The following is a 22,455-nucleotide window of genomic DNA, read 5'->3' as shown; positions in this document are numbered from 1 at the left end:
CCCGTACGGCCGCCCGCCCCCGAGTGCGGGCGGCCGTGGATGTGAGGACGGGCGGCACCCCTGGGTCTCAGGGGTGCCGCCCGTCGACCGGCATCGCCGGTCCTGGCTCGTCGGATGCGAGGTGCAGGCCTGTGTCAGCGGTCCTCGGGTTCGGCATTGGCAGCCGGAGCGGACGTAAGCCGCTCGGTCTCATCCTGTATTTCCGCGGCGATCTTCTTGAGTTCCGGCTCGAACTTGCGACCGTGGTGGGCGCAGAAGAGCAGTTCACCGCCGCTCAGCAGGACGACGCGCAGATATGCCTGGGCGCCGCAACGGTCGCATCGGTCAGCGGCCGTCAGCGGGGTCGCGGGTGTCAGAACAGTAGTCACGTCGCCTCTTCTCTAGCTCGACGAGCTGTCGTACCAGGGTCAACATCCAACCAGGCCGAAAACGTTCCCGCTCGCGGCTTTTCCTCGAAACTTCCTTCCGAAGCTGGCCGGCTGTTGCCGGTTGGCGGCGAAGGAGCCGTATTGCGTTGCTTTACGGTTTCGCGTTGTCAGTCGTGCGCTTGTTGCAGTTCCATCCTCCCCCGGCGTGAGTGCCAGGTTGTTCATGAGGACGTGCCCGAACCCTAAATGGTTCATGCGCGGAAGGGAACGTGATGTTTCCTTCACCCGCGCGGGGGATCGAACATCCGTGCGGATCTGGACTAGGGTGAGGAACGCACGAGGGTGGCGTTGCATCGGCTCTACCTGGCCTCGGTACCCTTCGACCGGCAGCCGAGCCACCTCTGCGCCCGACCGGGCCAGAAAAGAAATTCAGCGAGGAGCGAACTGCGTGACCGCCGACACGTCCGTGCCTTCCAGCGCGCTGCTGTCCGGAGCAGACCGGGACGGTTCCAACTACACCGCGCGGCACCTGCTCGTCCTCGAAGGGCTGGAGGCCGTCCGCAAGCGCCCCGGCATGTATATCGGCTCGACCGACAGCCGGGGCCTGATGCACTGCCTCTGGGAGATCATCGACAATTCCGTCGACGAGGCCCTGGGCGGCTACTGCGACCACATCGAGGTGATCCTCCACGAGGACGCCTCCGTCGAGGTCCGGGACAACGGCCGCGGCATCCCCGTGGACGTCGAGCCCAAGACCGGCCTGTCCGGCGTCGAGGTCGTCATGACCAAGCTGCACGCCGGCGGCAAGTTCGGCGGGGGCTCGTACGCGGCCTCCGGCGGCCTGCACGGCGTCGGCGCCTCCGTGGTCAACGCCCTCTCCGCCCGGCTGGACGTCGAGGTCGACCGGGGCAGCTCCACCCACGCCATCAGCTTCCGCCGCGGCGTCCCCGGGATGTTCATCGAGCAGGGCCCCGACAGCCCCTTCGACCCCGCCAACGGCCTGCGCAAGGTCAAGCGGATCGCCAAGGGCAAGACCGGCACCCGGGTCCGTTACTGGGCCGACCGCCAGATCTTCCTCAAGGACGCCCGGCTCAATCTGGAGACGCTCTACCAGCGCGCCCGCCAGACCGCCTTCCTCGTCCCGGGCCTGACCCTGGTCGTCCGGGACGAGCGCGGCATCGACGGCGCGGGCAAGACCGAGGAGATGTTCCGCTTCGACGGCGGCATCAGCGAGTTCTGCGAGTACCTCGCCCAGGACAAGGCCGTCTGCGACGTGCTGCGCCTGCACGGCACGGGCACCTTCAAGGAGACCGTCCCGGTTCTCGACGACCGCGGCCACATGACGCCCACCGAGGTCACGCGTGAGCTCGGCGTGGACATCGCCCTGCGCTGGGGCACGGGCTACGAGACCAACGTCAAGTCCTTCGTGAACATCATCGCCACCCCCAAGGGCGGCACCCACGTCTCCGGCTTCGAGCGCTCGGTCGCCAAGACCGTGAACGAGGTGCTGCGCTCGGCCAAGCTGCTGCGCGTGGCCGAGGACGACGTGGTCAAGGACGACGCGATGGAGGGCATGACGGCCGTCGTCACCGTCCGCCTCGCGGAGCCGCAGTTCGAGGGTCAGACCAAGGAGGTGCTCGGCACCTCGGCGGCCACCCGGATCGTCGCCGCCGTGGTCGCCAAGGAGCTCAAGGCCTTCCTGACCTCCACCAAGCGCGACGACAAGCAGCAGGCCCGCGCCGTGATGGAGAAGATCGTCGCGGCCGCCCGGACCCGGATCGCGGCCCGTCAGCACAAGGAGGCGCAGCGTCGCAAGACCGCGCTGGAGACCTCCTCGCTGCCCGCCAAGCTGGCCGACTGCCGCAGCGACGACGTGGACCGCAGCGAGCTCTTCATCGTCGAGGGCGACTCGGCCCTCGGTACGGCGAAGCTCGCCCGGAATTCGGAGTTCCAGGCGCTCCTGCCCATCCGCGGCAAGATCCTCAACGTCCAGAAGTCCTCGATCTCGGACATGCTCAAGAACGCCGAGTGCGGGGCGATCATCCAGGTCATAGGAGCGGGGTCGGGCCGGACCTTCGACATCGACGCCGCCCGCTACGGCAAGATCGTGCTGCTCGTCGACGCCGACGTGGACGGCGCTCACATCCGCTGCCTGCTGCTCACGCTCTTCCAGCGGTACATGCGGCCGATGGTCGAGGCCGGCCGGGTCTTCGCGGCCGTGCCGCCGCTGCACCGGATCGAGCTGGTCCAGCCGAAGAAGGGCCAGGACAAGTACGTCTACACGTATTCGGACAACGAGCTGCGCCAGACCCTGTTGGAGTACCAGCGCAAGAACATCCGGTACAAGGACTCGATCCAGCGTTACAAGGGCCTCGGCGAGATGGACGCGGACCAGCTGGCGGAGACCACCATGGACCCCCGCTTCCGCACCCTGCGCCGGATCAACATCGGCGACCTCGACTCGGCCGAGCAGGTCTTCGACCTGCTCATGGGCAATGAGGTGGCGCCGCGCAAGGAGTTCATCACGAGCTCCGCGGCGACCCTGGACCGCTCGCGCATCGACGCCTGACCCGGTCGGGGCCGGCGGCCGGCACGGACGGCGCCGACGGGCCTCACGGCACACCGGCGCTCTTCCCTCCATCACCTGTTGGAGTGAAGAGCGCCGGTACACCAGTCCGGAAAGCGACTATTGAGCACATCCTTGTGGGCACGCGGCCAATGCGGCGGCGGACAAGGAGAGTTCGGTGGACAAGCACGAAGGTCGTGATGCCGGAACGATCCGGCTGGACGACCCCTGGTACGACGCGCTGGCCGTCGGCTGGGGCGAGGGCGAGGATACGTCCCCACCGCGCCCGGCCCCGGGCGGCAGCCCCGCGCACGGCGCATCCGACATCTACCTAGAAGTGCAGCGCAGCGCCGCCTTCCAGGAGGTCCGCAGCCGCTACCGCAGGTTCGTCGTCCCCGCGACCGCCGGCTTCTTCCTCTGGTACGTCGCCTACGTGGTCGCCGCCACCGCCGCACCCGGCGTGATGGTCCGGCCCGTGGTCGGCGCGGTCAACGTGGCCATGCTGGCGGGGCTCGGGCAGTTCCTCACCACCTTCCTGCTGACCTGGGCCTACGCCCGGCACGCGCGGCTGCGCCGGGACCGGGCCGCGCTCGATCTGCGCTGGACCGTCTACGAGCAGGAACGAGACCAGGAGCGGACCCGGGCGAGGGGGGCCGGCCGGTGACCACCGAACACCAGACCCTCGCGCTGATCCTGTTCAGCGTCTTCATCGCGGTGACCCTGGGCATCACCACCTGGGTCAGCCGGAACCGGCACGGGTCGGCCGAGGAGTTCTATGCGGGCGGGCGGTTGTTCTCCCCGATGGAGAACGGTTTCGCCATCGCCGGCGACTACATGTCCGCCGCCTCCTTCCTCGGCATCTCCGGTCTGATCGCCCTCTTCGGCTACGACGGCATGCTCTACTCCGTGGGGTTCCTCGTCGCCTGGCTGGTGGTCCTGTTCCTGGTCGCCGAACTGGTCCGCAACTGCGGGCGCTTCACCCTCGCCGACGTGGTCGCCGCACGGATGAGCGAGCGTCCGGTGCGGATCGCGGCCGGCACCTCCTCGGTCGTCGTCTCCGTGCTCTACCTCGTCGCGCAGATGGTCGGCGCGGGCAGCCTGGTCGGCCTGCTGCTCGGCAGTTCGAGCGCAGCGGCCCGGACCCTGACCGTGATCGGGGTGGGCGCGCTGATGGTGGTCTACGTGTCCTTCGGCGGGATGCGGGCCACCACCTGGATCCAGATCGTCAAGGCCGTCCTGCTGATGGGCGGGGCGGTCACCCTGACCGTGCTCGTGCTGCTGCGCTTCCACGGCAACTTCGATCAGCTGCTCACCAGCGCCGCCGACCGCAGCGGGCACGGGTCCAAGTTCCTCGGCCCCGGCCTCAAGTACGGTGGCGACTGGACCTCCCGCGTCGACTTCATGAGCCTCGGCCTCGCGCTGGTCCTCGGGACCGCCGGCCTGCCGCACATCCTGTCGCGCTTCTACACGGTGCCCACGGCGCGTGCGGCGCGCCGGTCGGTGGTGTGGGCGATCGCGCTGATCGGCGGCTTCTACCTGATGACCATCGTGCTCGGCTTCGGGGCGGCGGCGCTGGTGGGCCCGGACGAGGTACGGGCCTCCAACGCCTCCGGGAACACGGCCGTTCCGCTGCTCGCGGCCTTCCTCGGCGGGGGCGCCGGATCCACCGGAGGCGCGGTGCTGTTCGCTTTCGTGGCCGCCATCGCCTTCGCCACCATCCTGGCCGTGGTGGCCGGCATCACCCTGGCCTCGTCGGCCTCCGTCGCGCACGACCTGTACGCATCCCTCAAGCGGCGCCGGGCCAAGCAGCGCAGCGAGGTCGCGGTGGCCCGGGTCGCGGCCGTCGGCATCGGGGCGGTGGCGATCGCCCTCGGGCTGCTCGCCCAGGACCTCAATGTGGCGTTCCTGGTGGGACTGGCCTTCGCCGTGGCGGCCTCGGCGAACCTTCCGGTGCTGCTGTACTCGCTCTTCTGGCGCGGCTTCACCACGCGGGGAGCCGTCTGGTCGGTGTACGGGGGCCTGGTTCCGGCGGTGCTGCTGGTGCTGGTCTCGCCGGTGGTGTCGGGCAGCGCGGAATCCCTCTTCCCGGGCGTGGACTTCCAGTACTTCCCGCTGCAGAACCCGGGCATCGTCTCGATCCCGCTCGGGTTCCTGGCGGGCTGGCTGGGCACGGTCACCTCGGGCGAGGAGCCGGACGAGGCGAAGCACGCTCAGACGGAGGTCCGCTCCCTGACCGGCGCCGGAGCGGTCTGACCGCCGTCAGGGCGGCCCCGTCAGGCGGGCCCCTCCGACGGGAGCCAGGTGTAGCGGTGCTCCGGGCGGCCGGTCTCGCCGTAGCGCAGGGCCAGGGTCACGCGGGCGGTGCGTTCGAGCAGCTTCACGTAGCGCTGGGCGGTCTGGCGGCTGATGCCCGCGCGGTCGGCTATCTGCTGGGTGGACAAGGGGCCCTCCGCGGAGCGCAGGACCCGGCGGACCAGTTCCGCGGTGGTGGGGGAGTGGCCCTTGGGGAGTTCGTTCGCGGGCCCTGCGGTGGCGAGGGCGCCGAAGATCCGGTCCACCTCGGCCTGTTCGGCCTCCCCGCCCGTCTCCAGGGTGCGGCGCAGGGCCCCGTACGCCTCCAGCCGAGTGCGCAGTCCGGCGAAGGTGAAGGGTTTGACCAGGTACTGGAGGGCCCCGAGGCGCATCGCGGCCTGCACGGTGGCGAGATCGCGGGCGGCCGTGACCATGATCACATCGGTGTGGTGGCCGAGCTGGCGCAGGCGCCGGACCAGGTCCAGGCCGTTCTCGTCGGGGAGGTAGTGGTCCAGGAGGACCAGGTCCACGGCCTGCGAGGTGAGCAACTCCAGGGCCTCGGCCGCCGAATGGGCCTGCGCCGTGACCCGGAAACCGGGAACCTTCGCCACGTACGCCGCGTTGATCCGGGCACCACGCATGTCGTCGTCGACGACCAATACGTGGATCGGGGTCTCGTTCATCTCAGGGCCTCCGGGAGTACGACGGAGAATTCCGCCCCTCCGTCCGCTGCTTCACCGGCCCGGGCGCTGCCGCCCTGCCGCTCCGCGAGGCGGCGTACGAGGGCGAGGCCCAGCCCGCGCTCGCGGTGGGCACTGGGCTGCTTGGTCGACCAGCCCTCGGTGAAGATCTCCTCGCGGCGCGCGGCGGGCACCCCGGGGCCGCTGTCGCGCACCCGCAGCACGGCGGTACGGCCCTCCGCGCGCAGCTCCACCTCGACCAGGGGCGCCGTCGAACCGGCGGCGGCGTCCAAGGCGTTGTCCACCAGGTTGCCCACGATCGTGACGAGGCCGCCCGGGTCCACCAGGCGGTCGGGGAGGAGGGTCGCCGCGGCCAGCCGCAGGGGGACGCCGCGTTCGGCCGCGACGGTCGCCTTGCCCACGAGAAGGGCGGCCAGCAGCGGGTCGTGGACCTTCTCGGTGACCTGTTCGGCGGTCGTGCGGTGCACGTCGGCGACCTCGGTGACGAACTCCACCGCCTCCTCGTGCAGGCCCAGTTCCAGCAGGCCGAGGAGGGTGTGGAGGCGGTTGGCGTGCTCGTGGTCCTGGGCGCGCAGGGCGTCGATGAGGCCCCGGGTGGAGTCGAGTTCGCGGCCGAGGCGTTCCAGTTCGGTACGGTCGCGCAGGGTGGCGACGGCGCCGCCGTCCTCGGTGGGCATGCGGTTGGCGACCAGGACCCGGGGGCCCTGGACGGTGAGCAGGTCCCGGCCGCTGACGCGGCCCGACAGCACGTCGGCGGTGCGGCCGGCGCCGAGTACGTCTTCCAGCGGGCGTCCCGCCAGGGTGCCGGTGGAGTCCGGGGCGAGGCCCAGCAGCCGGGCGGCCTCGTCGTTCACGAGCCGGACCCGGCCGTGCCGGTCGAGGGCGATGACTCCTTCGCGGATGGAGTGCAGCATCGCCTCGCGCTCGGCGAGCAGGCCGGAGATGTCGGAGAAGGCCAGGTCGCGGGTCTGGCGCTGGATCCGGCGGGAGAGCAGGTAGGCGGCCAGGGCGCCGGCGGCCAGCGCGCCGCCCGCGTAGGCGAGCAGGCCGGGTATGGCGCCGAGCAGCCGGTCACGGACGCTGTCGTAGGCGATGCCCACCGAGACGGCGCCGACGATCTCGCCGTCGGCCGCGACGAGCGGGACCTTGCCGCGGGCGGAGCGGCCCAGGGTGCCCTCGTCGATCTCCATGACCTCGCGGCCCGCCAGCGCGGCGCTCGGGTCGGTGGAGACCGGCAGCCCGATCCGGTCGGCGCTCGGGTGCGAGCGCCGGATGCCGTCCAGGTCGAGGACGACCACGTACTCGGCTCCGGTGGCCCGGCGGATCCGCTCGGCCGAGGACTGCACGGGGCTGTCGGGCGAGGCCCCGGAGTCCAGGAGGTCGGCGGCCAGCGAGGGGTCGGCCGCGGCGCTCTGCGCGATCGCGAGGGCGCGCCGCATGGCCTGGTCGTCGAGCTGCGTGCCCAGCGGTGCCAGGAACAGCCCGGTCGCCAGGACGGCGACCCCGGCGGCGATGGCCAGCTGGGTCAGCAGGATCTGGGAGACGGCCCGTCTGGGCAGCCCGAGGCGCCGAGCGCTCATGAGGGGGAACCGCATGGGCAGCAACGGTAGGTCGGCCCCGGCACGAGCGGAACGTCTGCGCCGAGCTTGTCGGCTTCGCCACTTCTGTCATGTTCGGGCCGTGTCGCACGCCTCACTGCGGGTGAGGAGGTGGCGTGGAGGTCGCAGGGACGGGCGGGGCGTTACGGCAGGGGCTGGGGCGGGCGGGGGCCGTGGTATTGCCCGCTCGGCCGCATCCGCAGCGGCCGTTCCTGGTACTCCTCCAGGGCGTGTGCCATCCAGCCCGCCGTACGGGCCACCGCGAAGACCGTCTCGCCGGCATCCGCGGCCATCCCGCACGACACGGTCAGCACGGCCAGCGCCAGGTCCACATTGGCGTGCAGTCCGCCCTGCCTGGCCATCACCGCGGCCACCTCGCGCGCCGCACCCAGGGCGGGAGCGGCCTGTTCCAGCCCCTCCAGCCGGGCGAACAGCGCCCGCGCACGCGGGTCCTCCCCCCGGTACAGGCGGTGTCCGAGCCCCGGGACACGGCGCCCGGCCCGAAGGTACTCCGCGACCACCGGCGCGGCCCCGCCCTGTTCCAGCACCTCCACCAGCATCCGGTGCGCGAGCCGTCCGGCCGCGCCGTGCAGGGGCCCTTCGAGCGCGCCGAGCCCGGCGGACACCGCCGCGTACGGATGGGCCCGCGCCGAGGCGGCCACCCGTACGGCCAGGGTCGAGGCGGCCAGGTCGTGGTCGACCAGCAGCGCCAGCGCCAGGTCCAGCACGGCCAGGGCGTCCGGGTCCGGCTCCCGGGCCGTCAGCCGCGACCACAGCTGCCGGGCGATCCGGCCGTCACCGGCCCACTGGGCCGCGCCCGCCGCGGGGAGTGCGCCGACCAGCGTGGGAATCAGACAGCGCGCGGAGCCGAGGACCGCCTCTTCGGACAGGTCGAAGCGCAGCGGGTCCGCCACCGCGGCGGCGGCCACCGCCACCCGCAGCCGGTCGATGGGGCCGCCGTGAGCCGGCAGTGCGGCCACGGCCCGCCGGGCCGCGGCCAGGGCCTCCGGGGGAGCGGTGAACCGTGCCCCCCGCAGGAGGGTCCCCGTCCAGAGCCACTCGGCGACCTCCTCGTAGCGGTACTCCGAGGCCAGCGCCACGGCGTCCACGCCCCGGAAGTAGTACCGGTCGGGCTCGATGAGGGTGAGCGCGGTGCGGACGGAAAGCTCTCCGGCGGGCGCCGCCGCCTCGCGCCGGCTCCGCCGGGCCAGCGCCTCCACCTCGGCCGCGTCGAAGGTGCTGCCCCGCCCGGCCGGGTCGCGGCGGCTGGTGAGCTGGCCCCGGCTGACGTACGCGTACACCGTCGCCGGTTTCACGCCGAGTACCCCCGCCGCCTCCTGTGTGCTGAGCCTGCGCCCGCCGTCCGTCTGCTCGCTCATGACGGACACCCTACAGATGGATTGGAATGTTGATACAATCAACATTGACACGGATTTAATCCATCATGGATGGTCGATCCATGAACACCACCGACAGCACCATCGAAGGACCGCGCGGCCTCGCGGGGGTCGTGGTCACCGAAACCCAGCTGGGGGACGTCCGAGGCCGTGAGGGCTTCTACCACTACCGCCAGTACTCGGCCGTCGAACTCGCCACTCGCCGCAGCTTCGAGGACGTCTGGCACCTGATGTTCCGCGGCACCCTGCCCGCCGACGCCGCCGAGCGGGCCGCCTTCGCCGCCGAGACCGCCCCGCTGCGCCACCTGCCCGTGGAGGTCCGGGACGCGCTGCCGGGCCTGGCCCGGGCCACCCGGCTCTCCGGCCCGCTCGCCGGGCTGCGCACCGCACTCTCGCTGCTCGGAGCCTCCGCCGGCTTCCGCCCGGTGTACGACCTCGACCCCGCCCGCCGGGCCGCCGACGCGCTGGCCGCGTGCGCCGCCGTACCGACCCTGCTGACCGCCCTGCACCGGCTGGGGCAGGGCCTGGAGCCCGTCGAGCCGCGCGACGACCTCCCGTACGCCGCCAACTACCTGTACATGCTCACCGGCCGGGAGCCCGGCCCGACCGAGACCCGCGCGGTCGAGCGCTATCTGATATCCACGGTCGACCACGGCTTCAACGCCTCGACCTTCACCGCCCGCGTGATCGCCTCCACCGGCGCCGACGTGGCCGCCTGCCTGACCGGCGCGATCGGCGCGCTCTCCGGGCCGCTGCACGGCGGCGCCCCCAGCCGCGCCCTGGACACCCTCGACGCCATCGGCACCGTGGACCGGATCGGGCCGTGGATCCGCGAACGGGTCCTGGCGGGCGACCGGATCATGGGCTTCGGCCACCCCGTCTACCGCACCGAGGACCCCCGCTCACGCATGCTGCGCGAGATCGCCCTCCAGTTCGGCGGGCCCCTCGTGGACTTCGCCGTCGAGGTCGAGCGCCAGGTCGAGGAGATCCTCGCCGAGCTCAAGCCCGGCCGGGAGCTGCACACCAACGTGGAGTTCTACGCCGGCGTGGTCATGGAGCTGTGCGGGCTGCCGCGCGAGATGTTCACCCCGACCTTCTGCGCGGCCCGTGTGGTCGGCTGGAGTGCGAACGTCCTCGAACAGGCCGCCGATTCGAAGATCATCCGCCCTGCCGCCCGGTACAGCGGCCCCACCCCGCCCCAGCCCGTGCCGCTGATCGACTGATCGACCGGCGGAGGCTGGCTACGATCGACCGGGTGAACAGCAGGCAGCCCATCCCCGTCGTCGTCCTCGCCGGTTTCCTCGGATCCGGCAAGACCACCGTTCTGAACCACCTCCTCGCCGGTCGCGGGGGCACCCGGATCGGGGTCGTCGTCAACGACTTCGGATCGATCGAGATCGACGCGATGTCGGTGGCCGGCCAGGTCGGGGACTCGATGGTCTCCCTCGGCGGCGGCTGCCTGTGCTGCGCCGTCGACGGCAGCGAGCTGGACGCGTATCTGGACAAGCTCTCCGCTCCCGTCCACCGCATCGACGTGATCGTCATCGAGGCGAGCGGGCTGGCCGAGCCCCAGGAGATGATCCGGATGCTGATGGCCAGCGAGAACCCCGCCATCCGCTACGGCGGGCTGGTGCAGGTCGTGGACGCGGCCGAATTCGACGCGACGCGGGCCCTGCACCCGGAGACCGACCGCCACCTCGCCGTCGCGGACCTGGTGGTGCTCAACAAGACCGACCGGGTCGACCCCGGCGAACGCGCCCGGATCGAGAAGGAACTCGCCGCGCTCTGCGCCTCCGGCACCCCCGTCGTGGGCGCCGACCACGGGCGGATCGACCCGGAACTGCTCTTCGACCGGCGCCCCTGGACCGAGACCCGGGGCCAGCTCTCCTTCGAGGACCTCCTCGCGGAGGCCGACGGCCACGACCACTGCACCCACGCGCACGCCGCCTACGAGAGCACGGAGTTCGCCTCCGACCAGGCCCTCTCCCCGCGCCGGTTCATCGACTTCCTCGACCGGCGGCCTGCCGGGCTCTACCGGATCAAGGGCTTCGTGTGGTTCGGGGTCCCCGGCCACGAGGAGAAGTACGAGGTCCACGCGGTCGGCCGGTTCCTCCGCTTCGCCCCGCAGCCCTGGGGGCGGGGCGAAGCGCGCTTGACCCAGCTCGTCCTGATCGGCTCCGGCACCGACGGCGAGGGGCTGGTGCGGGAGTTGGAGGCCTGCCGCGAGGAGGCCCCGCAGGACGCATCCCCCGAGAGCATGTGGGGCGTGCTGCGCTACGTCGCCGAGCCCCCGCCCGCGGCCCGCCCCGAAGCCGAAGCCGAAGCCGAAGCAGAGCCGGAGTCCGGACTCGGAGCCGGGGCCGAGACCGTCTGATGCACTGACCGGAACACCGGAACACCGGAACACCGGAACACCGGCCCATCCGGCTCAGCCGGCGGGAAGCGTCTCACGCAGGAAGCCGATCAGCAGGTCCGTCACAGCGGCAGGCCGCTCCAGGCTGGGGAGATGGCCGGCCCAAGGCAGTTCGACGTGCCGGGTGTCGGCGAGCAGCCCCGGCAGCCGGGCCGCGATCTCCCGGAAGTCCGCCAGGTCGAGGCCGCCCGAAAGCGCGAGACCGGGTGCCTTGACCGCCGACAGGTCGATGTCCACGTTCTTCCGCCCGGCCCCCTCGGGGGCGGCCAGCTGCACCTCGAAGGCACGCCGCTGCATCTCGCGCACCTCGTCCCGGACCGCCTCCCCGGCGTCCGGCCCCAGGAAGGTGTCCACGTTCAGTTCCACCGCCCCCGCGATGTCACCCGCCTCGATCAGCGCGTCCTCCCGCTCGCCGAACGCGCGCAACTCGTCGCTGGGTTCATGTCCGGGCAGCCCGGAACACAACAGCGCCAAGGCGGAGACCCGGTCCGGACGGCGAGCGGCGATCTCCACGGCAACGCGTCCGCCGTACGAGGAGGCGATCAGCGCCGCCTGCTCGATGCCGAGAGAGTCGAGCAGGTCCAGTACGTCCTCTGCGTCGTTGTGGCGCCGGGCCGGCAAGGGGCTCCGGCCGAAGCCCCGGAAGTCGCAACGCACCACCCGGTATCCGGCATCGACCAGGGCCGGCCACTGGGGGTCCCACATCCTTCGGTCGCACACCGCGGAGTGCAGCAGCACCAGCGCGGGGCCGTCGCCGGCCGCGTCGTAATCAAGAGTCATGCGGCAGACCCTAGGCGACCTCGACGCCGTACTCCCGCAGCAGATCCTCCAGGCCGCCCCGGTAGCCCTTGCCGCCGATCACGAAGTCCCAGTCGCCGTTCGGCCGACGCCGGAACGAGCCGAGCACCAGCGCCGTTTCGCCGGCCCGGCCGTCGGAGACCTCCAGCTGACCGGCCTCCGCGCCGGAGGCGTCGAGGAGCCGGATCCGGGCCTCGGTGAAGCCGGCCAGGTCGGCGTGCGGGTCGGCCTCGGGGTCGACGGCGGCCACGAGGACCAGCCGGTCGGCCTCGCGCGGCAGGGCGTCGAAGGAGACCTCGAGGGCGGCCTTGTCGGGCGCCGCGTGCGCGCGGGCCAGTACCGAACCGTCCGGGGTCCGCGGGTTGTTGAAGAAGACGAAGTGGTCCTCGCTCAGCACCCGGTTGCCCGTGCAGACGAGCGCGCACACGTCCAGCGCGACCCGGCCCGACCAGGACATGCCGAGCACGTTGTGGTCGGCCGGAGGGGCGGACTCCGGCGTCCGCTGCGCCGCCGGACCACCGCCGAGGCGGCCGCGGAGCCCGTACTGGTGCAGCAGCTCAACGAGCTGGACGCCGGAAACCAGCTCCAGCGGCTTGCCGCTGGCAAAGGTGTACGACCCGGGCCCGAAGGACGCGGTGGTGACCAGTACCCCCTTGTTCGCCCCCTTGTCCTGGACCGTTCCGTACAGGTCCCGTACCGCCGTGGGCGGCACGGTGTTCCGGTAACGCTTGACCTGCACCACGATCTGCCCGCCCCGGATCGGTGCCGGGTCCCTCGCCTCGACGTCCACCCCGCCGTCGCCCGACCGCTGGGTGGTCACCGCCTCCATGCCCATCGCCCGGAAGAGCTCCGCCACCAGGTTCTCGAAGGCGATCGGGTCCATCTCGAAGAGGTCGGGCTCGTCCCCGTCGCCACCCGCGTGCCCGCCGTGGCTGACGACACCGCCCACCTCGCCAGGCCGGCGCCCGGGACGCACCGCCGTCAGCTGGTCTGGCCGTGCCGAGAGCTGCCCCCGCAACCCCTCGACCAGGCAGTCCACCGCGCTGACCTGCTCGAGCCGCAGCCCGGCGAAGGTGGACCGCGCCGCCGACACTGCGGCGAGCACGATCCGCGCCTCCTGCCCCGTCACAGGGTCGTGGTCGTCCACGAAGCCGTTGACCACGACCGAGTCCAGTACGCCGAACTCGTCCGCCGCGTACAGATCGCGCACCACCAGCAGCACGCACTGCGCCAGCAGGTCCCGGTACAGAGCCCGTCGCTGTGTGACCGGGCGGGCGGTCTCCTTGTCCTGATCCGTACTTTGCACGTACCGAACCGACTTGGCCGCAGGGACCACCGCGTACCCCGGCACCTCCCAGTCCAGCACCAGCTGGCGCGCCTCCGGGTCGTACGCGGCCGACAGCTGCCTCGGCAGCGACTCGGGCCATGCCGTCGAGGCGTACAGGGCCGCCGAAAAGTACTCCACCACGGCCTCGGCGTCGCGCGCACGCAGTGCCCCGGCCAGCTCGGTGAGACCGCTGTTGTGTGCCCGGATCCCGGCGAGCTGTTCAGCCGCCCACCGGTCGTACTGCTGCCGGTACGCCGCGAGCTGCTGCTGTCGCTGTGCCTCGGCGGCGTGCGCGGCCTGCCAGGCCTGCGTGTACCGGGCGTGTGCCTCGCGCTCGGCCTGCGCCCGTCGGTTCGAGCCGAGCGTCCAGCCCGTGCTCTGCTGCTGGAACTGGTGCAGCTGCGGCATCGGCACGGGGTGAGCCAGCGTGCCCGGGTTGAAGGGTTCGAGCTGCTCGGATCGGACCAGTCCGGCCGTGCGGAACGCTGGTGCCCCACACCCCGCTGCCAGCAGGCCCTGCAGCGTGGCGACTTCCGCCTCGATGCGTTCCGTACGCCGCCGAGCCTCAGCCTCGCGGTACTGCCGGTCGGAGGTCTGCGGGCCCTGCCTCCGGCGTTCCGTCTCGCGCTGCTGGATCAGCTGCGTCTGCTGCATCCGGCGCTGGGCCTCGGCCCAGTCCCCGATCACTCCGCCCGACCGACGACTCATCAGCTCTGTGTCTCCCCGCCCCACCCGACAGTGCCAAGAGGGAAAACACTAGTCGCCATTCGGGTGGTACGTCCCCCGGACGTACCACCCGAATGACCTCGTACCTCCTACAGCGCGGCACCCGCCAGCGCCGCGACGGACGCGGGCAGCGCCGTGCCCGAGCCGTCCCGGCGCGGGTCCACGGCCGGCAGCTCCGCCGGAGTGCCGTTCGCCGCCGCCGCGCGGACGGGGGAGCCGCCCGCCCAGGCCAGCACCAGCACGTCCTCGCCCTTCAGGAACCGCTGGCAGCGCACACCACCGGTGGCCCGGCCCTTGCGCGGGTACTGGTCGAAGGGTGTCAGCTTCCCGGACAGCATCGAGTCGTCCAGCGTCCCGTGCGCGCCCGCCACCGTGAACACCACGGCGTCCCGTCCGGGATCCACGGCCGAGAAGTGGATCACCTTGGCGTTGTCGGAGAGCTTGATGCCCGCCATACCGCCCGCCGGGCGGCCCTGCGGGCGGACCTGGCCCGCCGGGTAGCGCAGCAGCTGGGCGTCGTCGGTGATGAAGACGAGGTCCTCCTCGCCCGTGCGCAGCTCCACCGCGCCGACGATCCGGTCACCGTCCTTGAGGGTGATGACCTCCAGCTCGTCCTTGTTGGCCGGGTAGTCCGGCACGACGCGCTTGACCACGCCCTGCTCGGTGCCCAGGGCCAGGCCCTGCGAGGACTCGTCCAGCGAGGTCAGGCAGATCACCTTCTCGTCCGCCTCCAGCCCGGACAGGAACTCCGAGACCGGGGCGGCGCCCGCCAGGTTCGGCGCGGCGTGCGTGTCCGGCAGCTGCGGCAGGTCGATCACCGACAGCCGCAGCAGCCGCCCGTACGAGGTGACCGCGCCGACGTCGGCGCGGGCCGTCGCCGCGACCTGCGAGACGATCAGGTCGTGCTTGGCGCGGGCGCCGCCCTCCTCCTCCGGCAGCGGATCGCCGTTCGCCGTGCGCGCCAGCAGGCCCGTCGAGGACAACAGCACGCGGCAGGGGTCGTCCGCGACCTCCAGCGGAACCGCCGCCACCGCGGTGCCCGCCGACTCCAGCAGCACCGTACGGCGCGCGGTGCCGAACTTCTTCGCGACCGCCGCCAGTTCCGTGGAGACGAGCTTGCGCAGCTCCGTGTCGGACTCCAGGATCCCGGTGAGCTCGTCGATCTCGCCGGTCAGCCGGTCGCGCTCGGACTCCAGCTCGATCCGGTCGAACCTGGTGAGCCGGCGCAGCGGGGTGTCCAGGATGTACTGGGTCTGGATCTCGCTCAGCGAGAACCGCTCCATCAGCCGGGCCTTGGCCTGCGCGGAGTTGTCGCTGTCCCGGATGAGCCGGATGACCTCGTCGATGTCGATGAGCGCCACCAGCAGGCCCTCGACCAGGTGCAGCCGGTCCCGGCGCTTGGTGCGGCGGAACTCGCTGCGCCGCCGGACGACCTCGAAGCGGTGGTCGAGGTAGACCTCCAGCAGCTCCTTGAGGCCCAGCGTCAGCGGCTGCCCGTCGACCAGCGCCACGTTGTTGATGCCGAAGGACTCCTCCATCGGCGTCAGCTTGTAGAGCTGCTCCAGGACGGCCTCCGGGTGGAAGCCGTTCTTGATCTCGATGACCAGGCGCAGACCGTGCGAGCGGTCGGTGAGGTCCTTGACGTCGGCAATGCCCTGGAGCTTCTTCGAGCCGACCAGGTCCTTGATCTTCGCGATGACCTTCTCGGGGCCGACCGTGAAGGGCAGTTCGGTGACGACCAGGCCCTTGCGGCGCGCCGTCACGTTCTCCACGGCCACCGTCGCACGGATCTTGAAGGTGCCGCGGCCGTTCTCGTAGGCGTCCTTGATCCCGGACAGGCCCACGATCCGGCCGCCGGTGGGCAGGTCGGGACCCGGCACGAAGCGCATCAGCGCCTCCAGGTCCGCCTGCGGGTGGCGGATCAGGTGCCGGGCGGCCGCGATGACCTCGCCGAGGTTGTGCGGGGGCATGTTGGTGGCCATGCCGACCGCGATCCCGGACGCGCCGTTGACCAGCAGGTTCGGGTAGGCGGCGGGCAGGGCGACCGGCTCCCGCTCCTGGCCGTCGTAGTTGGCGGTGAAGTCGACGGTGTCCTCGTCGATCGACTCCGTCATCAGCGACGTGGCATCGGCCATCTTGCACTCGGTGTAACGCATGGCGGCCGGCGGGTCGTCGTTGCCGAGCGATCCGAAGTTGCCGTGGCCGTCGACCAGCGGGAGCCGCATGGAGAAGGGCTGGGCCATGCGCACGAGGGCGTCGTAGATCGAGGCGTCGCCGTGCGGGTGGAGCTTGCCCATGACCTCGCCGACGACACGGGCGCACTTCACGTAGCCGCGGTCGGGGCGCAGCCCCATCTCGTTCATCTGGTAGACGATGCGGCGGTGCACCGGCTTCATGCCGTCCCGGGCGTCGGGCAGGGCGCGGGAGTAGATCACCGAGTACGCGTACTCGAGGAAGGAGCCCTGCATTTCGTCGACGACGTCGATGTCGAGGATCTTCTCCTCGAAATCCTCCGGCGGCGGGGTCTTCGTGCTGCGGCGGGCCATCGCTGCGCGGCTCCTTAACCAAGAATGGGGTGTGCTGGGTGTCTGGCTGGTCTGCTGGGTGTCTGGCTGGGTCTGGCCGGTCTTGCCGGGGGCGGGTGTCCGGACGGGGGTATGACGCGGACCATTGTGGCCCGAGGCACCGACAACGCCGACTCCGACCCCGGGGGAGTGACCCGGGAACTTATCCGGCGGCCGACGCGCTTGCATACAGTGGCAGGTCTGACGGAAATCTCTGCATCGCGATCGAAGGGACCACATGCCCATGGGTCACACGGCCACAGCCCAGGCCGGCTCCGGCGGCCTGACAGCGACCGAGCACCGGCTGGCCAACGGCCTGCGCGTGGTGCTCTCGGAGGACCACCTGACCCCGGTCGCCGCGGTCTGCCTCTGGTACGACGTCGGCTCGCGCCACGAAGTCAAGGGGCGTACCGGCCTTGCTCACCTCTTCGAGCACCTGATGTTCCAGGGTTCGGCGAGCGTTCCGGGCAACGGGCACTTCGAGCTGGTCCAGGGGGCCGGCGGCTCCCTCAACGGCACCACCAGTTTCGAGCGCACCAACTACTTCGAGACGATGCCGACCCACCAGCTGGAGCTCGCGCTCTGGCTGGAGGCGGACCGGATGGGGTCCCTGCTGGCCGCCCTGGACGACGAGTCCATGGAGAACCAGCGCGACGTCGTCAAGAACGAGCGCCGCCAGCGGTACGACAACGTCCCGTACGGCACGGCCTTCGAGAAGCTGACCGCCCTGGCGTACCCCGAGGGCCACCCGTACCACCACACCCCGATCGGCTCCATGGCCGACCTGGACGCCGCGTCCCTGGAGGACGCGCGCACCTTCTTCCGTACGTACTACGCGCCCAACAACGCGGTGCTCTCGGTCGTCGGGGACATCGACCCCGAGCAGACCCTCGCCTGGGTCGAGAAGTACTTCGGCACCATCCCCGCGCACGACGGCAAGCAGCCGCCCCGCGACGGCTCGCTGCCCGACGTCATCGGGGAGCAGCTGCGCGAGGAGATCGTCGAGGAGGTCCCGGCCCGCGCGCTGATGGCCGCCTACCGGCTGCCGCACGACGGCACCCGTGAGTGCGACGCCGCCGACGTGGCGCTGACGATCCTGGGCGGCGGCGAGTCCTCGCTGCTGCACAACCGGCTGGTACGCCGTGACCAGACGGCCGTCGCGGCGGGCTTCGGCATGCTGCGCCTGGCCGGCGCGCCCTCGCTGGGCTGGCTGGACGTCAAGACCTCCAGCGGCGTCGAGATCCCCGCCATCGAGGCGGCCGTGGACGAGGAGCTCGCGCGGTTCGCCGCCGAGGGCCCGACGGCCGAGGAGATGGAGCGCGCCCAGGCGCAGCTGGAGCGCGAATGGCTGGACCGGCTGAGCACGGTGGCCGGCCGCGCCGACGAACTGTGCCGCTTCGCGGTGCTGTTCGGCGACCCGCAGCTGGCGCTGACCGCCGTCCAGCGCGTCCTCGACATCACCGCCGAGGAGGTTCAGGCCGTGGCCGCGGCCCGACTGCGCCCGGACAACCGCGCGGTGCTCGTCTACGAGCCGATCGCGGCAGACGACGACGAGAACGATGAGTCCGACGAGAACGAGGGGGCGGAGCAGTGAGCGACACCGCAGCCGTCACGATGACCTTCCACCCGCGCCCGCAGGCCGGCGAGCCGCAGCCGTGGGCCTTCCCGGCCCCCGACCGCGGGGAGCTGTCCAACGGGCTGACCCTGCTGCGCTGCCACCGGCCGGGCCAGCAGGTGATCGCGGTCGAGGTCAATCTCGCCGCCCCGCTCGACGCCGAGCCCGAGGGCCTGGACGGCGTGGCGACCATCATGGCGCGCGCGCTCTCCGAGGGCACCGACAAGCACTCCGCCGAGGAGTTCGCGGCCGAGCTGGAGCGCTGCGGCGCCACTCTCGACGCGCACGCCGACCACCCGGGCATCCGGGTCTCCCTGGAGGTCCCGGCCTCCCGGCTGGCCAAGGCGCTGAGCCTGCTCGCCGAGGCGCTCCGCGCCCCCGCCTTCGCCGACGCCGAGGTGGACCGCCTGGTGCGCAACCGGCTCGACGAGATCCCGCACGAGCTGGCCAACCCCCAGCGCCGCGCCGCCAAGCAGCTCTCCAAGGAGCTGTTCCCGGCGTCCCTGCGGATGTCCCGGCCGCGCCAGGGCACCGAGGAGACCGTGGCCCGGATCGACTCCGCCGCGGTACGCGCCTTCTACGAGGCCCACGTACGCCCCGCCACCGCCACCGCGGTGGTCGTCGGCGACCTGACCGGCATCGACCTGGACGCCGTGCTGGCGGACACCCTGGGCGCGTGGACGGGCAACACCGCCGCGGCCCTTCCGGTGCCGCCGGTGACCGCCGACGACACCGGCCGCGTGGTCATCGTGGACCGGCCCGGCGCGGTCCAGACGCAGCTGCTGATCGGCCGGACCGGGCCGGACCGCCACGACCAGGTCTGGGCGGCCCAGGTGCTGGGCACGTACTGCCTGGGCGGCACCCTCACCTCCCGCCTGGACAAGGTGCTGCGCGAGGAGAAGGGGTACACCTACGGCGTGCGCGCCTTCGGCCAGGTGCTGCGCTCCACCGCCGACGGCAAGGGCGCCTCGATGCTCGCCATCAGCGGCTCGGTGGACACCCCCAACACCGGACCGGCGCTGGAGGACCTCTGGAAGGTACTGCGCACCCTCGCGGAGGGCGGTCTGACCGACGCCGAACGCGACGTGGCCGTACAGAACTTGGTGGGCGTGGCCCCGCTGAAGTTCGAGACGGCGGCCTCGGTCGCCGGCACCCTCGCCGACCAGGTCGAGCAGGAGCTGCCGGACGACTACCAGGCGCAGTTGTACGCGCGCCTCGCCGAAACCGGCACCGTGGAGGCGACCACGGCGGTCGTGAAGGCCTTCCCGGCGGACCGCCTGGTCACGGTCCTGGTGGGCGACGCGGCGGTGATCGAGGAGCCGGTGCGCGCCCTCGGGATCGGTGACGTCACGGTCGTCACCAACTGACCTGTCGGTGACGGCCGGCTGACGGTCGACGGACGGATCGCGCAGGGGCTCTGGCGGGCTTATCCGCCGGAGCCCCTTTTGTCCGTTTGGTGGCTAGGTTGCTTGTATGGGGTGTGGCGTACGCAACAAAAAGGCGCGTCTGTTTGGCGATTGACTGATGATCCGCCTAGCGTCGGGCGTGCTGTCCGTCAGTTGTGCCCGCCGCACCCGCGGCACCGGACAGCGATCGCCGAGTCCCCGTCAGGCGCGAGCCTGGGGAGCCGGGGACCCACATGAGTCCCTGGGGTGAATCGGACCCCCTCGCAAGAGGAGGCCCGTAGGAGACCTTCCTGCTCCGAACCCGTCAGCTAACCCGGTAGGCGAGAAGGAAGGAAAGGATCAAACCCTTCATGGCGTTTGGCAGTCGTCCCGCTGGTACCGGTAAGCACCGTGGCTCCAGCCGTCTGAGCAAGAAGACCGCCGGTTACGCCGGTATCGCCGCGATCGCCACCACGGGTGTCGTCGGCTCCCTCGCCGCCCCGGCCTTCGCCGCGGACAACCACAGCAGCTCCGCCCCGGAGAACGGGCTGGGTGCCGTGGTCGTCGCCGAGGACCTCGCGGGTGACATCGCCGACCAGGCCGATTCCCAGCACCGCGCCGCCGAGCACGCCGCCGCCAAGGCGCAGGCGGAGGCGGAGGCCAAGCAGAAGGCCGCCGAGTCCAAGCGCCTCGCCGAGGCCAAGGCGAAGGCCGAGCGCGACGCCGCCGAGCGTGCGGCCCGCGAGGAGGAGCGCAAGCGCCTCAACACCTTCGTCGCCCCGGTCGACGGCTCGTACGTCAGCACGCAGTACCACGCGGGCGGCGGCATGTGGTCCTCCGGCAGCCACACCGGCATCGACTTCCACGCGGCCTCCGGCACCTCGGTCCACGCGGTGGGCGTCGGCACCGTCGTCGAGGCCGGCTGGGGCGGCGCGTACGGCAACAACGTCGTCATCAAGCACAACGACGGTACGTACACCCAGTACGGGCACATGACCTCGCTGAACGTCTCCGTCGGCGAGCAGGTCACCCCCGGCCAGCAGATCGGCCTGTCGGGCTCCACCGGCAACTCCAGCGGCCCGCACCTGCACTTCGAGGCCCGCACGGGCTCGCAGTACGGCTCGGACATCGACCCGATCGCGTACCTGCGCTCGCACGGCGTCAGCCTCTGACCCCGTCCCGCACCGCTTCACCGAAGGCCCCGGCTCCCCGAGCCGGGGCCTTCGTGTTGCGTCTTTGTGCAAATGTTTCGCTTTTCCGGCCGCTCTCGGAAATTATCGTGTGTTGCAATAGAGTCGCAGCACGCGCATGTGCGTGCAATGAGGCTGGCAGTCGGAAATAGGCGGAGGTTCGGTCTTGCGTATTCCTGCGCACGCGGTATGCACAGCAATCCGCGACGACATCGTCTCCGGGGTGTTCGAGCCGGGCGGCCGGCTGACCGAGGAGGTGCTGGCCCGCCGGTACGGAGTCTCGCGCGTCCCGGTCCGCGAGGCACTGCGGACCCTGGAGTCCGAGGGCTTCGTGACCACGCGGCGCCATGCGGGGGCCTGTGTGGCCGAGCCGACCGAGCAGGAGGCCGCGGACCTCCTGGAGGTGCGGATGCTCCTGGAGCCGCTGGCGGCCGCCCGGGCCGCCCGGCGGCGCACCGAGGCGCACCTCAAGGTGCTGCGCGGGCTGGTCAGGCTGGGGCAGGAGCGGGCCAGGCGGGGTCAGGGGGAGGATCTGCGGTCCCTGGGCGGCTGGTTCCACGAGACGCTCGCGCAGGCCTCCGGCAGCCCCGGGCTGGTCGCGCTGCTTACGCAGATGCGGCACAAGGTGGCGTGGATGTACGTGGTGGAGGCGCCGGTGCGGCCCGTGGAGTCCTGGGCGGAGCACGGCGCGATCGTGGACGCGGTGGCCCGGGGGGACGCGGAGCGGGCGCGGGCGCTGACCATGGTCCACGCCGACCGGGCCGTGGGCGCGCACCGGCTGCGGCTCCGCCCGGCGGTGAGCACTTCGCAACCTGCCGTAAACATGTCGAGCGGCCGGCATTAACAGGAGACGTATACAAAGGATGGCGTCGGGCACTGCCGCCGGAATTCGCGGCCGGTGTGAATTCCGGCGTGAGTGGCGCGAGTGGCATGGGTGGATCGCGGCCGGAATTGATTTCCGGCTGCCGAATTTCCCGCGAAGCTGAATTCCGGTGGAGCCCGCCGTGCGCGCATTACCGGCTTCCCGACGGTCCGGCGCCCGGTCGGGCACCGCGGATCCAGGCGGGCGGCGAACGGCAGACGCCGAGGCCGCGGCCCCCTGGTGAGCGGGGGCCGCGGCCTCGGCGCGGTACGGCGTGGGTCGAACCCGAAGGGTCAGACGGTCTCGGGGAGCTCCTCGAGACCCTCGGCGACCAGCTTGGCGAGGCGGTCCAGTGCGGCTTCCGCGCCCTCGGCCTCGGAGGCGAGGACGATCTCCTCGCCGCCCTGGGCGCCCAGGCCCAGAACCGCCAGCATGGAGGCGGCGTTGACGGGGTCGCCGCCGGACTTCGCGATGGTCACCGGGACGCCGGAAGCGGTCGTCGCACGGACGAAGATCGAGGCGGGACGAGCGTGCAGGCCCTCGGCCCAGCCGACGTTGACGCGGCGCTCTGCCATGGTGATGCCCTTCAGGTTCTTACGGTTGTCTAGACCAGTCTCTCACGACGCCCGGAATGCTCCGACCGACCTTCGGCC

At 71.6% G+C, this 22,455-nt stretch carries 17 protein-coding genes and 1 riboswitch; of the genes, 9 read left to right on the top strand and 8 right to left on the bottom strand.

All coding sequences use genetic code 11. The features are described 5' to 3' along the window. Positions 1–134: 134 nt before the first annotated feature. On the bottom strand, positions 135–368 hold the full coding sequence (locus RIU97_RS11080) for a hypothetical protein (protein WP_030016583.1): 234 nt from the start codon (positions 366–368) through the stop codon (positions 135–137). A 448-nt stretch (positions 369–816) separates the two neighbouring features. On the opposite strand from RIU97_RS11080, the gene RIU97_RS11075 reads away from it, so the two are divergent. From RIU97_RS11075 to RIU97_RS11065, 3 genes are all read left to right on the top strand, one after another. Beyond that, a complete protein-coding gene (locus tag RIU97_RS11075; RefSeq protein WP_404955721.1) occupies positions 817–2,937 on the top strand; it encodes a type IIA DNA topoisomerase subunit B in 2,121 nt (706 codons plus the stop codon). Between the two features lie 175 nt (positions 2,938–3,112). Beyond that, positions 3,113–3,598 carry a DUF485 domain-containing protein gene (locus RIU97_RS11070; protein ID WP_404955719.1) on the top strand — a complete coding sequence of 162 codons (486 nt, stop codon included), beginning with the start codon at positions 3,113–3,115 and terminating at the stop codon, positions 3,596–3,598. After that, positions 3,595–5,187, top strand: coding sequence for a cation acetate symporter (locus RIU97_RS11065; RefSeq protein WP_327416824.1), 1,593 nt, complete (start codon positions 3,595–3,597; stop codon positions 5,185–5,187). Before RIU97_RS11070 ends, RIU97_RS11065 begins: the two co-directional genes overlap by 4 nt. Before the next feature lie 20 nt (positions 5,188–5,207). Here the strand turns inward: RIU97_RS11065 and RIU97_RS11060 are convergent, their stop codons facing one another. The 3 genes from RIU97_RS11060 to RIU97_RS11050 all read right to left on the bottom strand — a co-directional run bounded on the left by RIU97_RS11060 (position 5,208) and on the right by RIU97_RS11050 (position 8,904). Then, entirely contained in the window at positions 5,208–5,909 is a 702-nt protein-coding gene (locus tag RIU97_RS11060) for a response regulator (protein WP_404955716.1), read from the bottom strand. After that, positions 5,906–7,507 carry an ATP-binding protein gene (locus tag RIU97_RS11055; RefSeq protein ID WP_404955714.1) on the bottom strand — a complete coding sequence of 534 codons (1,602 nt, stop codon included), beginning with the start codon at positions 7,505–7,507 and terminating at the stop codon, positions 5,906–5,908. The genes RIU97_RS11060 and RIU97_RS11055 overlap by 4 nt, the downstream gene beginning before the upstream one ends. Positions 7,508–7,668: 161 nt before the next feature. Beyond that, positions 7,669–8,904 carry a citrate/2-methylcitrate synthase gene (locus RIU97_RS11050; RefSeq protein ID WP_404955712.1) on the bottom strand — a complete coding sequence of 412 codons (1,236 nt, stop codon included), beginning with the start codon at positions 8,902–8,904 and terminating at the stop codon, positions 7,669–7,671. A gap of 80 nt (positions 8,905–8,984) precedes the next feature. On the opposite strand from RIU97_RS11050, the gene RIU97_RS11045 reads away from it, so the two are divergent. After that, a complete protein-coding gene (locus RIU97_RS11045) occupies positions 8,985–10,145 on the top strand; it encodes a citrate synthase (protein WP_404955710.1) in 1,161 nt (386 codons plus the stop codon). A gap of 32 nt (positions 10,146–10,177) precedes the next feature. After that, on the top strand, positions 10,178–11,296 hold the full coding sequence (locus RIU97_RS11040; protein WP_404955708.1) for a CobW family GTP-binding protein: 1,119 nt from the start codon (positions 10,178–10,180) through the stop codon (positions 11,294–11,296). Positions 11,297–11,350: 54 nt separating this feature from the next. Here RIU97_RS11040 and RIU97_RS11035 read toward each other — a convergent pair whose 3' ends face one another. From RIU97_RS11035 to RIU97_RS11025, 3 genes are all read right to left on the bottom strand, one after another. Then, positions 11,351–12,115 carry an alpha/beta fold hydrolase gene (locus RIU97_RS11035; RefSeq protein WP_404955706.1) on the bottom strand — a complete coding sequence of 255 codons (765 nt, stop codon included), beginning with the start codon at positions 12,113–12,115 and terminating at the stop codon, positions 11,351–11,353. Positions 12,116–12,125: 10 nt separating this feature from the next. Continuing rightward, positions 12,126–14,168, bottom strand: coding sequence for a restriction endonuclease (locus tag RIU97_RS11030; RefSeq protein WP_404955704.1), 2,043 nt, complete (start codon positions 14,166–14,168; stop codon positions 12,126–12,128). A 107-nt stretch (positions 14,169–14,275) separates the two neighbouring features. Continuing rightward, the gene (locus tag RIU97_RS11025) at positions 14,276–16,732 is read right to left on the bottom strand and encodes a DNA topoisomerase (ATP-hydrolyzing) subunit A (protein ID WP_404955702.1); all 2,457 of its coding nucleotides are present in this window, start codon (positions 16,730–16,732) and stop codon (positions 14,276–14,278) included. A 262-nt stretch (positions 16,733–16,994) separates the two neighbouring features. On the opposite strand from RIU97_RS11025, the gene RIU97_RS11020 reads away from it, so the two are divergent. The 4 genes from RIU97_RS11020 (at position 16,995) to RIU97_RS11005 (ending at position 21,784) form a co-directional block, all read left to right on the top strand. After that, the gene (locus tag RIU97_RS11020) at positions 16,995–18,344 is read left to right on the top strand and encodes a pitrilysin family protein (protein WP_361762468.1); all 1,350 of its coding nucleotides are present in this window, start codon (positions 16,995–16,997) and stop codon (positions 18,342–18,344) included. A gap of 20 nt (positions 18,345–18,364) precedes the next feature. Continuing rightward, positions 18,365–19,732, top strand: coding sequence for a M16 family metallopeptidase (locus RIU97_RS11015; RefSeq protein ID WP_404962808.1), 1,368 nt, complete (start codon positions 18,365–18,367; stop codon positions 19,730–19,732). A gap of 217 nt (positions 19,733–19,949) precedes the next feature. Continuing rightward, positions 19,950–20,109, top strand: a riboswitch (cyclic di-AMP (ydaO/yuaA leader). Between the two features lie 12 nt (positions 20,110–20,121). Further along, a complete protein-coding gene (locus tag RIU97_RS11010; protein WP_404955699.1) occupies positions 20,122–20,922 on the top strand; it encodes a M23 family metallopeptidase in 801 nt (266 codons plus the stop codon). Positions 20,923–21,106: 184 nt separating this feature from the next. Next, complete coding sequence (locus tag RIU97_RS11005) at positions 21,107–21,784, top strand: GntR family transcriptional regulator (protein WP_404955697.1); 678 nt, start codon at positions 21,107–21,109, stop codon at positions 21,782–21,784. A 311-nt stretch (positions 21,785–22,095) separates the two neighbouring features. On the opposite strand, the gene RIU97_RS11000 is transcribed toward RIU97_RS11005, so the two are convergent. Next, positions 22,096–22,377, bottom strand: coding sequence for an HPr family phosphocarrier protein (locus RIU97_RS11000; RefSeq protein ID WP_030026990.1), 282 nt, complete (start codon positions 22,375–22,377; stop codon positions 22,096–22,098). Positions 22,378–22,455 lie beyond the last annotated feature (78 nt).

The sequence above is a fragment of the Streptomyces sp. 147326 genome (assembly GCF_045000215.1).
Lineage (GTDB): Bacteria > Actinomycetota > Actinomycetes > Streptomycetales > Streptomycetaceae > Streptomyces.
Note: the sequence above shows the minus strand (reverse complement) of the source record. Positions and strands in the feature narration are given on the sequence as shown.